Annotated in this window: 11 protein-coding genes and 1 tRNA gene; all 12 read left to right on the forward strand. The window is 39.7% G+C overall.

Translation table 11 applies throughout. The features are described from left to right. Positions 1 to 43 precede the first annotated feature (43 nt). The 12 genes from rimO (at position 44) to HMPREF1151_RS01435 (ending at position 12129) form a co-directional block, all read left to right on the forward strand. On the forward strand, positions 44 to 1390 hold the full coding sequence (gene rimO / locus HMPREF1151_RS01380) for a 30S ribosomal protein S12 methylthiotransferase RimO (RefSeq protein WP_009660804.1): 1347 nt from the start codon (positions 44 to 46) through the stop codon (positions 1388 to 1390). Between the two features lie 63 nt (positions 1391 to 1453). Beyond that, the gene (locus HMPREF1151_RS01385) at positions 1454 to 2704 is read left to right on the forward strand and encodes a competence/damage-inducible protein A (RefSeq protein ID WP_009660814.1); all 1251 of its coding nucleotides are present in this window, start codon (positions 1454 to 1456) and stop codon (positions 2702 to 2704) included. Further along, a complete protein-coding gene (recA, locus tag HMPREF1151_RS01390; protein ID WP_005376148.1) occupies positions 2704 to 3747 on the forward strand; it encodes a recombinase RecA in 1044 nt (347 codons plus the stop codon). Before HMPREF1151_RS01385 ends, recA begins: the two co-directional genes overlap by 1 nt. A gap of 55 nt (positions 3748 to 3802) precedes the next feature. Continuing rightward, positions 3803 to 4255, forward strand: a complete 453-nt coding sequence (locus tag HMPREF1151_RS01395) for a regulatory protein RecX (protein ID WP_009660797.1) — start codon at positions 3803 to 3805, stop codon at positions 4253 to 4255. A 127-nt stretch (positions 4256 to 4382) separates the two neighbouring features. Continuing rightward, positions 4383 to 5927 carry a ribonuclease Y gene (gene rny / locus HMPREF1151_RS01400; protein ID WP_255324120.1) on the forward strand — a complete coding sequence of 515 codons (1545 nt, stop codon included), beginning with the start codon at positions 4383 to 4385 and terminating at the stop codon, positions 5925 to 5927. A gap of 169 nt (positions 5928 to 6096) precedes the next feature. Further along, a complete protein-coding gene (gene dnaG / locus HMPREF1151_RS01405; protein WP_009660820.1) occupies positions 6097 to 7854 on the forward strand; it encodes a DNA primase in 1758 nt (585 codons plus the stop codon). Positions 7855 to 7875: 21 nt separating this feature from the next. After that, positions 7876 to 9042: an RNA polymerase sigma factor RpoD gene (gene rpoD, locus HMPREF1151_RS01410; protein ID WP_009660799.1), complete on the forward strand. Its 1167-nt coding sequence runs from the start codon at positions 7876 to 7878 to the stop codon at positions 9040 to 9042. A 107-nt stretch (positions 9043 to 9149) separates the two neighbouring features. Then, complete coding sequence (queD, locus tag HMPREF1151_RS01415; protein WP_005380524.1) at positions 9150 to 9488, forward strand: 6-carboxytetrahydropterin synthase QueD; 339 nt, start codon at positions 9150 to 9152, stop codon at positions 9486 to 9488. Then, positions 9463 to 10125, forward strand: coding sequence for a radical SAM protein (locus HMPREF1151_RS01420; RefSeq protein WP_009660816.1), 663 nt, complete (start codon positions 9463 to 9465; stop codon positions 10123 to 10125). The genes queD and HMPREF1151_RS01420 overlap by 26 nt, the downstream gene beginning before the upstream one ends. Before the next feature lies 1 nt (position 10126). Beyond that, the gene (folE, locus tag HMPREF1151_RS01425; protein ID WP_005376291.1) at positions 10127 to 10690 is read left to right on the forward strand and encodes a GTP cyclohydrolase I; all 564 of its coding nucleotides are present in this window, start codon (positions 10127 to 10129) and stop codon (positions 10688 to 10690) included. A gap of 507 nt (positions 10691 to 11197) precedes the next feature. Next, positions 11198 to 11272, forward strand: a tRNA-Ile gene (locus tag HMPREF1151_RS01430). Between the two features lie 119 nt (positions 11273 to 11391). Next, positions 11392 to 12129 carry a class I SAM-dependent methyltransferase gene (locus HMPREF1151_RS01435; protein ID WP_038141131.1) on the forward strand — a complete coding sequence of 246 codons (738 nt, stop codon included), beginning with the start codon at positions 11392 to 11394 and terminating at the stop codon, positions 12127 to 12129. Positions 12130 to 12134: the final 5 nt, after the last annotated feature.

Here is a 12134-nt window from a genome sequence, read left to right on the forward strand (position 1 = left end):
GTATACAATATCGTTACATTCTATAAATAAGAAAGGATTTAGAATGACCAAATCATTGGGATATATTAGCCTAGGTTGTGCTAAAAATTTAGTAGATACAGAGGTTATGCTTGGATTGTTAAAGGATGATGGTTATACCATTACCGATAATTTACATGAGGCTGACTTAATTATCATAAATACATGTACCTTTATAGAGAAAGCTAAGGAAGAATCTATCAATGCGATTCTTGAAGCTGCTCAGTATAAAGAAACTGGTCGTTGTAAAGGCTTAATTGTAGCAGGTTGCTTGAGTCAACAATACCAAGATGAGTTGTTTACAGAAATCCCTGAAATTGATGCCCTTATTGGTACGGGTGCATGGGATCAAGTTATGGTAGCTGTTGATGCGATTGAACATGGCAATCGTAGCTGCATCATGGAAAATATCACTAATATCTATGATGAACGCATGCCTCGCATTCAAACGACGCCTCGCTACAGTGCGTATGTAAAAATTGCAGAAGGTTGTAACAATGGTTGTACATTCTGTATCATTCCTAAGGTGCGTGGTGCATTTAGAAGTCGTTCCATTGAATCTATTAAGGCTGAAGTTGAACGATTAGCTGCATCAGGGGTTAAAGAAATCGTTCTTATTGCACAAGATACGACTAGCTACGGCATTGATTTAAATAATGGTAAACCATTACTTACAGAGCTGTTAAAAGAATTGACTAAGGTTGAGGGAATCGAGTGGATTCGCATGCTCTATTTATATCCAACATTCTTTAGTGATGAATTGCTTGATATTATCGTCAATGAACCGAAGCTTTGTAAATATGTTGATATACCATTACAACATGTAAACAACGATATTCTTAAACAAATGAATCGTCGTGATTCTCGTGAGGATATTGAGCGATTATTAAAGAAAATCCGCAATGCACCAACTCATGTTACATTGCGTACATCGATTATTGTTGGATTCCCTGGTGAAACAGATGAACAGTTCCAAGAACTTTGTGAATTTGTGAAGGATATCAAGTTTGATAACATGGGTGTTTTCACATACTCTCAAGAGGAAGGAACCATTGCAGGGGCTCGTGAAGATCAAGTACCAGAAGAGGTTAAAGAAGAACGCTATCATACATTGATGTCTATACAAGCTGCTATTTCTGAAGAGAATAACCGCGATTTAGAAGGCACTATTGACTATGCCATGATTGAAGAATTAGAAGAAGGCGATAATGATACTGTTCTTGCAAAAGGTCGTTTGAAATCACAAGCTCCAGATGTAGATGGGAACATGTATATCGAAGACTGTGGCGATAAGGTTAAACCTGGAGATATTGTACAGGTACAAGTAGAGCAAGGTTTTGCTTACGATGTAGTAGCTACTATCGTAGAATAATATTGATTGGTGTATTAGGTAATACCACTATTAACACATCTAAAGTGATGGGAGGTATTTACAATGATTGTAGAATTAATTTCTACAGGTTCTGAATTATTGTTAGGGGATACGGTGAACACCAATGTCTCTTGGTTAGCTCAGGAACTTAATAAATTAGGTTATACCATAGCGTATCAGTCTGTGGTGGGAGACAATCCAGGCCGTATGTCTGAAGTGTTTAAAAAAGCGGCACAACGTGCTGATCTCGTGATTAGTACAGGTGGGTTGGGTCCAACTCAGGGTGATATAACACGGCAAGTTTTGGCATCGTCCTTAAATCGCGGTGTCGTATATAATGATGATGCTATGGCTGAGGTGCGACAGTTTTTCAAACGAGTAGGTCGTGAAATGCCTGATGCGAGTCGTAGAGAGGCTATGTTGCCTGATGGCTCTAGTGTTTTAGCTAATCCTGTCGGTGTTGCACCAGGTGTAGTCACCGTAGATGGCGAAGTAACCTATATACTATTACCAGGACCTCCAGGTGAAATGAAGGGGATGTTTACACAAAGTGTAGTGCCTTATCTTCATAAGCGTTTTGGTTCACAAGGTGTTGTAACGTCTTATCGTTATGGCGTTTATGATATTCGTGAAATCGATTTAGAAGAACGCGTTATGGATTTGATTAAGCAACAATCAAATCCAACCATAGCTTTGTTAATAAAAAAAGGCTACATTGAATTACGCATTACTGCAAAGGCTTCATCTCTCGATGAAGCACATAGATTGTTAAATCCTTGGGATGAAATCATTCGTCGCCGTTTAGGTTCTTTGATTGGCCGCAAGTTAGATATTTCTATGGAGGAAACACTCGGTAATACGTTAAAAGAATCGTCTGCGACCATTGCTACGGCAGAGTCTTGTACATCTGGTTTAGTTGGTAAACTATTGACAAACGTAAGTGGTAGTAGTGATTACTATATGGGTGGCATTATATCCTATAGCAATGATGTAAAACACCGGGTCTTAGGTGTGCCACAAGATTTACTCGATACATATGGCGCCGTGAGCGAGCAAGTAGCCAAAGCGATGGCTGAAGGTGCAAAACGCGTATGCAATACGATATATGCGGTGTCTACAACGGGGATAGCAGGCCCTGGTGGTGGCACACCGGATAAACCAGTGGGCCTCGTTTGGTTTGGCGTAACTGGACCATATGGAACCGTTGCTCACAAAGCTAATCTTATTGGAAATCGAGAAGATATCCGCCAAAGTGCGGCTGAATTAGCATTATACTACATGAATTTGTATATTCAAGAAAAAGGGGATAAATAATGGCTGTTGATGGTAGACAAGCAGCGTTGGATAACGCATTAAAACAAATAGAAAAAGACTTTGGTAAAGGTGCTATCATGCGCCTAGGTGAAGCGGCAGATCGTATGAATGTTGAGGTTATTTCCTCTGGTTCTCTTGCCATTGACCTCGCTGTAGGTGTAGGTGGCTTCCCTCGTGGTCGTGTCATTGAAATTTATGGCCCAGAATCATCTGGTAAAACAACTGTTGCTCTTCACGCTGTAGCTGAAGCGCAAAAACAAGGTGGCGTTGCTGCATTTATTGATGCGGAACATGCAATGGACCCAATTTATGCACGTAATCTTGGCGTAGATATTAATAACTTGTTAATTTCCCAACCAGACAATGGTGAACAAGCCTTAGAAATTACAGAGGCGCTTGTACGTAGTGGTGCTGTAGATATCGTTGTAGTTGACTCTGTTGCTGCATTGGTACCTAAAGCAGAAATTGAAGGGGAAATGGGTGATGCTCACGTAGGTCTCCATGCCCGTTTGATGAGTAAAGCATTGCGTAAATTAACAGGTACTATTAATAAGACAAAAACCGTTGTTATCTTTATCAACCAATTGCGTGAAAAGGTAGGCGTAATGTTTGGTAATCCTGAAACAACGACCGGTGGTCGTGCCTTAAAATTCTATTCTTCTGTACGTCTTGATGTGCGTAAGGGCGAATTGATTAAGGCCAATAATGAAAATGTAGGGGCCCGTACAAAGGTTAAGGTTGTTAAGAACAAGGTGGCACCTCCATTTAAAACTGCTGAATTTGATTTGATGTATGGTCAAGGGATTTCCAGAGAAGGTACTCTTATCGATATCGGTACTAATATGGAAATTATCAAAAAATCTGGCGCGTGGTATTCCTATAATGGGGAACGGATGGGACAAGGTAAAGAAGCGGCAAAACAATATCTCTTCGACAATCCTCAAGTAGCTGAAGAAATCGATCGTATCATTCGTGATACATTGGCAGCTGAACCAGAAACATTTGATGTTGTTGGCGAAGATGCTACACCAGAAGAAGATTAATCGATATAGCATATAAAAAAGGGCTACTGTGTAGCCCTTTTTCATTGAGGTTATTATGATAGACGATATGTTTACAGAAGAGGAAAAGCAGGCTGCGTTAGATCAAGCCTATCGATTTCTTGCACAGCGCTTTTTAAGCTCTTATGAGCTGCGCCAAAAGATGAAACGAAAACAGATTCCATCGGATCTCATCGATTACGTAGAAGAACGATTAATTTACTATGATTACATTAATGATGAGCGTTTAGCGAAACAGGTTGTATCCTATTTGATGAGAGAGCAGAAATATGGTGCATATCTTATAAAGCAAAAAATGAAACAGAGAGGACTTGATGTGCCTCGTGATATTGAAAATTATGATGAACTGGCAGCCGCTTTTCGAATCGTAGATAAAAAATATGGTGAATCTATAAGCGATATTCCACGTATAAAAATAATGAATTTCCTAAAAAACAGGGGATTTTCTATGAGCACTATTACTAAGGTTTGCGAGGCCTATCAATCTTGACAGAAAGGGCTTTCAAGCATAAAATTAAAATAGCCTTGTAAACATATAATGTATTATAGGTTATTAATTTAATATGTTAAAAATCAGGAAACAAGGGGCGTAGTGCCCGTATGTGAAGATACAGGAGGTGAGACTGATTTTAGAGTATAGTCTAATTGCAGTAGTAATGGTGCTAATTGGACTAGGTGTAGGCTATTTTTTACGAAAAAATATCGCTGAAGGAAAACTGAATCAAGCTGAGCAAGAGGCTGAGCGCATTGTCGCAAATGGCGAGCGCATGGCCGAGTCTAAAAAGAAAGAAGCTTTATTAGAGGCGAAAGAAGAAATTCATAAGCTCCGTTCTGATGTAGAACGAGAAAATAAAGAGCGTCGTTCTGAACTACAACGTATGGAACGCCGTATTCTTCAAAAAGAAGAATCTTTGGATAAAAAATTAGACAATATTGAGCACAAAGAGGAAGCTTTACATCGTAAAGAAGCTGACTTAGTTCAAAGCAAAGAAAAAATTGATGCTTTGTATGAAAAGCAAATGGCAGAATTAGAACGTATTTCTGGCATGACCTTTGATGAAGCTCGGAACATCTTGTTAACAAATGTAGAACAAGAAATCCGTCATGAAACGGCTATCATGGTAAAAGAAATGGAACAGCAAGCTAAAGATGAAGCTGAGAAAAAGGCTAAGGAAATTATTTCCGGCGCTATTCAACGCTGTGCAGCTGACCATGTTGCAGAAACGACTGTTTCTGTTGTAGCATTACCTAATGATGAAATGAAGGGTCGTATTATCGGTCGTGAAGGTCGTAATATTCGTGCTCTAGAAACATTAACTGGTATCGATTTAATTATCGATGATACACCAGAAGCCGTAATTCTATCAGGTTTTGATCCAATTCGCCGCGAAGTAGCGCGTATTGCATTGGAAAAATTGATTGTCGATGGTCGAATCCATCCTGCTCGTATTGAGGAGATGGTGGCAAAAGCTCGTAAAGAGGTGGACCAAACAATTAAAGAAGCCGGTGAACAAGCAACCTTTGAGGCAGATGTTCATGGCTTACATCCTGAAATTATCAAAATTTTAGGGCGTTTGAAATACCGTACTAGTTATGGTCAAAATGTGTTAAAACATTCTATCGAAGTATCTCATTTAGCAGGTCTTATGGCCGCAGAACTTGGCTGTGATGTGACATTGGCTAAACGAGGTGGTTTAATTCATGATATTGGTAAGGCGCTAGATCGTGAAATCGAAGGTTCCCATGTGGAAATCGGTGTTGATGTAGCTCGTAAATATCGTGAAAGCGCAGCTGTAATCAACTGTATTGGTGCACATCATGGTGATGAAGAATTCCAAACAGTAGAGGCTGTTCTTGTAGCAGCAGCAGATGCTATCTCTGCAGCCCGTCCAGGTGCTCGTAGAGAAACATTAGAAAATTACTTAAAACGATTATCTAAATTGGAAGAAATCGCTGAATCTTTCGAAGGCGTTGAAAAGTGCTTTGCTATTCAAGCCGGTCGAGAAATTCGCGTTGTAGTAAAACCGGATAAGATTGATGAAGCTGAATCTACATTACTTGTTCGGAATATTGTAAAACGCATTGAATCCGAATTAGAATATCCTGGTCAAATCAAGGTTGTTGTCATTCGTGAAACACGCGTTGTTGATTTTGCTAAATAAGCATTATACCAAAATTGTAGGCTGCAATATTATATTGCAGCCTATCCTTTTTAATTGTAGGCTATTATATTAGAGGATTTTTGAAAGTTTTATCGAATATAGAATTATAGACCCTTTTTTCTATGATTGTATAGTCGATAAAATATAAAAATTAAAAGGAGGTGTTCTGGTGAGTCGATATTTTGAAAATGAATTAATTGAACAAATTAAAGATGCCAATGATATCGTATCCGTTGTATCAGAACACGTTACATTAAAGAAAAAAGGTAAGAATTATTGGGGTTGTTGTCCATTTCACAATGAGAAGACGCCATCCTTTAGTGTGGCTCCTGACAAGGGGTTTTATTATTGTTTTGGCTGCCATGCATCGGGAAATGCCATCAAGTTTTTGATGGAGCTAGAAGGAATTACCTTTGTTGAGGCCTTGGAACGGCTTGCTAATCGAGCTAATATACCATTGCCAGAAGCAAAGCTTTCACCACAGGTGCGGGCAAGAGAGGAACGACGAAAGAAATTATATGAGGCCTGTGATTTGGCGGCGAATTTCTTTCACAACTGTTTGATAAAGACCTCTCTTGGTAAGGTTGGATTAGAGTACCTAAAAAAACGGGGCCTTACAGATGAAACCATAGAAAAGTTTAAACTTGGATTTGCTCCCGATGGTTGGGATAGATTATATAAGGCCTTTAGAGAACGGGGCATCGAAGAATCAATCTTGCTCGAGCTTAATTTAATTCGCAAGAATGACAAAGGGCAGGCCTATGATTTCTTCCGTAATCGTGTTATGTTTCCTATTATGGATGGCAAAGGTCGTGTAGTCGGCTTTGGGGGCCGTGTTATGGATGATAGCACGCCGAAGTATTTGAACTCTCCTGAATGTCAAATCTTTGAAAAGGGTAAAATTTTATTTGCCTTTGATAAGGCTTATAAATCGATACGCGAAGAAAAACAAGCCATATTAGTAGAAGGCTATATGGATGTTATTTCTGCTCATAATAAGGGTGTAACCAATGTAGTGGCTTCGCTGGGGACGGCATATACAAAGGATCATGGTCATATTTTGATGCGCCAAGCAGATGAAATTATCTTAGCCTACGATATGGATGGTGCCGGTCGGCAAGCTGCTGCACGTGCTATTGAATTACTACAGAATACGGATTTTAAGGTTCGCGTGTTGGCTATGCCTGATGGCAAGGATCCTGATGACTATGTGCGAAATCACGGCGGCAAAGCTTTTAAGGAATTAGTAGAAAAGGCTGTTAAGCCGCTCGATTATTTATTAAGTGAATCTCTTATTAAGCATGATACGAATGATGCAGAAGGCAAACAGGCGGTTATGCAAGATATATTTCCTTATATTGCGAATATTCATAGTCAAACGATTCGAGACGATGCATTAAAGGCCTTAGCATTGCCATTATGGCTAGATAACAGTACTATATTCCGCTATTTTAGAAATTATACCCAAAAGGGGAATATTGAATTAGTCGATGAAAAGATTACACAGCCTAAGAAGATTGTCAGTGGTGATGAAGAGTTATTGATGGCTCATGTCATTACAGATTCAAAGGCTTTACAAGAGGTAGTACAATATTTACCGCTTGAGGACTTTCAAAATATTCAATATCGGGGTATAATAGAAAAGATATACACCTTATTTACTCAAACAGGTCAATATGAGCCGGAATCTGTGGAGGACGTATTGACGCCTCAAGAATATGAAATTTTTTCACGGCTTATGATAATTGAGGCAAATGAGGCTGTACCTGTACTTATCCGTAAAATACGGCTACATTCCTTACGGGAACAATATAAAATGCACTCAATTTTGGCCGATCAATTAAAACGTGCAGGAGATTCGACATTTATTAGCGAATTACATAAATGTCAGGAAATACAAAATCTAATTAGAGAATGGTCTAAATAGTAAGTAATAAAGGAGAGCGCTGTGGCTAAGAAAGTACAAAAAAGTCAAATAGAGGAGATTGTGGCACAACTTCTTGAAAAAGGCCGTAAAAGCGGTGTGTTGACACAATCAGAAATTTCAGATGCTCTTCATGAGCAAACTGATTTAACAGCAGAACAATTAGATGATATTTATGTTACTTTTAACAAACTAAATATCGAAGTTGTTCCAGATGTTGAGGACGATGATAAAGACGATGCACTTGAACCTGATGATGATGTCGATGAGGACCGTGATGCAGCATCTGAAAAAAATATTTCCATTGACCTAAGCGTAGATGCTAGTGTTAATATCGACGATCCAGTTCGTATGTATTTGAAAGAAATTGGTCGTGTTCCATTGCTTTCAGCTGACGAAGAAATCGTATTAGCAAAACAAATTGAAGCAGGTGCAGAGGAAGATGCTACATATAAGGAAATTCAACTTAGCAAAAAGGCTAAGAAAAAATTGGTAGATGCTAACTTGCGCCTTGTTGTAAGTATTGCTAAACGATATGTTGGTAGAGGCATGTTGTTCTTGGATTTGATTCAAGAAGGTAACTTGGGGCTTATCAAAGCGGTCGATAAATTCGACTATACAAAAGGTTATAAATTCTCCACCTATGCAACATGGTGGATTCGTCAAGCGATTACGCGGGCTATTGCAGACCAAGCGAGAACAATACGTATTCCAGTTCACATGGTTGAAACTATCAATAAATTGATTCGTATTTCCCGACAATTATTGCAAGATAAAGGCAGAGAGCCAACGCCAGAAGAAATTGCAGAAGGCATGGGTATCACTGCGGAACGTGTTCGTGAAATTCAAAAAATTGCACAAGAGCCAGTATCCTTGGAAACACCAATTGGTGAAGAAGAAGACTCCCATTTGGGCGATTTCATCGAAGACCAAGATGCGGTGGCACCAGATGATGCGGCTAGCTACATCTTGTTGCAAGAACAAATCGAAGACGTTTTCACATGCTTAACAGACCGTGAACAACAAGTATTGATTTTACGTTTTGGTTTGAAAGATGGCAAACCACGTACCCTTGAAGAAGTAGGCCAACACTTTAACGTAACTCGTGAACGTATTCGTCAAATCGAAGGTAAGGCGTTAACAAAATTACGTAATCGTGGTAAACGCGATAAAATTAAAGATTTCTTATAAGATTAGATTACTATTAGGGTTGCTGTACATATACATGTATGGCAGCCCTTTTGTGCTATAATAAAAGTAATATAATACACTAAGTTTTTAGATATATAGGGGATAACATGTATACTGTTAGCAAACGTTTAGAGGTGAGTGCATCTCATCAATTACAATTAGATTATCCAAGTAAATGTCAGAATTTACATGGGCACAATTGGATTATAACCGTTCATGCGCGTAGTGAGGAATTAGATCATAATGGCATGGTGATTGACTTTACGATCATTAAAGAAAAGATTCATGGCCGTCTTGATCATAAACATATCAACGACGTATTAGGGGGTATTAATCCTACTGCAGAAAATATGGCGAAATGGATTGCCGATGAATTAGGGCCAAAATGTTTTAAGGTAGAGGTTCAAGAGTCAGAAGGAAATGTTGCTATCTATGAACGTGATTGAACTATTTTCCTCCATTGATGGAGAAGGGAAACGGCAAGGATTTTTGACTACCTTTTTGCGCCTCCATGACTGTAATATTCGCTGCTCTTATTGCGATACATTGTATAGTTATGGTCCTGAAAGCACTTTTGAAAGCATAAGTGTTCAGGCTGTAGCTGATGTGATTGAACAATTAGAAAATCATCGAATCACCGTTACCGGTGGAGAACCGCTTTTACAGGAACCGGCCATTATTGAACTTATTGATGAGTTAACAATACGTAATGCGCGATATGATTTTAATATAGAAACGAATGGTACAATCATACCTAGCTTTCACAGAGATAATGTATGGTTTACTTATGACTACAAGACGCCGTCATCCTTAGCAGAAGAGGCTATGAACTTAGATATATTCAAGGTAGCTACACCTGCGGATATCATTAAATTCGTAGTTGGTTCTATGCAAGATTTAGACCGTATGGATGAGATTCTAAAAACATATCCTACGGATGCACAAATTTTCGTGTCTCCTGTATGGGGCAATATTGAAGGGGCTACGATTGTTGAGTATATGAAAGCCCACAATTGGCAGAACGTTAGATTCCAGCTACAAATTCATAAATTTATTTGGGACCCTGATGCGAAAGGAGTATAACATGGACACAAAACGAATTGAATCATTAGTGTATCAATTACTGGAAGCATTGGGAGAAAATCCAGACCGTGAAGGCCTCGTAGAAACACCAAAACGGGTGGCCCAAATGATGGAAGAAATGTTTGAAGGCATTCAATATACGAATGCAGACATTGCGGATATGTTTGGTAAAACCTTTGATGTCGATACAAACCAAATGGTAATTGTAAAAGATATTACTTGCTTTTCCCATTGTGAACATCACATGGCCTTGATGTATGATATGAATATCAGCATCGGCTATATTCCTCGTGGCCGTGTCATCGGCTTGTCCAAAATGCCACGCATTGCAGAAATGTGTTGCAAACGATTACAACTACAAGAAAAAATCGGTGAAGACATTGCCGAAGTCATCTCCATTGCCACCGGCACCGACGACGTCATCGTCCACATCACAAGCTCCCATAGCTGCGTCAGCGCCCGCGGCGTAAAATCCGCCAACAGCAAAACAACCACCCTCGCCACAAAAGGCGTCTTCGAACAAGACGACATGATCAACCGATTCCTAACACTCAAAAACGCATAAGACAGTTATCCTGTCTGAGCCCGGAGCACCGTAGATGCTGTAAATTCTTTGCTCACGGAATGTAGGATAGAGTAGAACATGCAGTTCCTCTCAAACGACTTATCTCCTGTTTGAGCCCAGGGCACTGTGAATACTGAAAACTCTTAGGTGCTCAGTTGTCGTATAGTAACAAAAAGAAGGCTTGTCCAAACAACTTTGTCTGTCTAATCCCGGAGCCCCGTAGATACTGAAAATTTCTTGCTTACATAGATGTCGAAGTGTAACGGAAATGTACCGTCCACAAACGATTTTTCCTGTTTAATCCGGGATTCCCGTAGATGCTGTAAATTCTTTGCTCACGGAATATAGGATAGAGTAGAACATGCAGTTCCTCTCAAACGACTTTGCTAAGTCGAGGCCCTAGGCCGAAGACTGTTAAGGCGGTGGAGGCTTGAGAGGAACTGCATGTTCGGAAATAACCTAGTTGACGTAAGCAAGAATTTTCAGTATAATTTTATACGCAAGCTTGGGCCTATAGCTCAGGGGTAGAGCAACCGGCTCATAACCGGTCGGTCCCTGGTTCGATCCCAGGTGGGCCCACCAAACTTGTATAAATTGAATCAATGAAACCTGCTCCGATTGGGGCAGGTTTTTTGTTATAATATAGATATGAAGAATAGATAGTATGAAGGTCGATGGACCTGTTAGTATACGAGGTGGTTATGAAAGCAAGACCTATGATGGATCGTTTAGAGGCGGTCTTTGATATCGTTCCCCATGCAGAATCTATTGCAGATATTGGAACGGATCATGGTTATTTAGCTGTTGAGTTAATTGTGAGAGGCAAGGCCAAACGCGTTATCGCTGGTGATGTTCATAAGGGCCCTTTGGAATCGGCCAAGTCCTATGTTACATCTCGAGGGCTTAGCAATGTAATCGACTGCCGTCTTGGTGACGGTTTGCAAGTTACTAAAAAGGGCGAATTAAACGGCGCCATCTGTTGCGGTATGGGTGGATTTTTAATGCGCGATATCGTCGAGGAAGGTCCGGAACCGCTGGAGTTTTATGTGTTACAACCTCAGAATGGCCAGGCCGAATTACGCCAATATATGGTGGAAAAAGGATACCGTATTGTCAAAGAAATTATCATGAAGGATATGGGGAAAATGTACACTGCATTTGTAGCCGTTCGTTTTGACTGTATCGATACATATGGTGACAATGCTAGCTATTCGATTCATTCTGACGATGCTCTTTATGATACATTGCCAAAGACCTCTATTCTTTGGTCTGTAGGGGCTTTATTAGCCAAAGAGAAACCTGCATTGTGGAATGAATATGTAGATTTTTTGATATATCAACGACAATGTGCGCTAGATGGCATGACAGTGGAACTTTCACATACGGAGAAATATAAACAATTACAACATGAAATAGATGAATTGGCCAGCCTGCGCTAATTATC

Origin of the sequence: Veillonella sp. ACP1, assembly GCF_000286635.1 — a bacterium.
Lineage (GTDB): Bacteria > Bacillota > Negativicutes > Veillonellales > Veillonellaceae > Veillonella > Veillonella atypica.

Bases quoted from the DNA above. Each gene is read 5' to 3' on its own strand.
- HMPREF1151_RS01395 (WP_009660797.1), top strand. From the start codon at position 3,803: ATGATAGACGATATGTTTACAGAAGAGGAAAAGCAGGCTGCGTTAGAT.
- HMPREF1151_RS01435 (WP_038141131.1), top strand. From the start codon at position 11,392: ATGAAAGCAAGACCTATGATGGATCGTTTAGAGGCGGTCTTTGATATC.
- HMPREF1151_RS01420 (WP_009660816.1), top strand. From the start codon at position 9,463: ATGTTGCTATCTATGAACGTGATTGAACTATTTTCCTCCATTGATGGA.
- folE (WP_005376291.1), top strand. From the start codon at position 10,127: ATGGACACAAAACGAATTGAATCATTAGTGTATCAATTACTGGAAGCA.
- queD (WP_005380524.1), top strand. From the start codon at position 9,150: ATGTATACTGTTAGCAAACGTTTAGAGGTGAGTGCATCTCATCAATTA.
- rimO (WP_009660804.1), top strand. From the start codon at position 44: ATGACCAAATCATTGGGATATATTAGCCTAGGTTGTGCTAAAAATTTA.
- HMPREF1151_RS01385 (WP_009660814.1), top strand. From the start codon at position 1,454: ATGATTGTAGAATTAATTTCTACAGGTTCTGAATTATTGTTAGGGGAT.
- recA (WP_005376148.1), top strand. From the start codon at position 2,704: ATGGCTGTTGATGGTAGACAAGCAGCGTTGGATAACGCATTAAAACAA.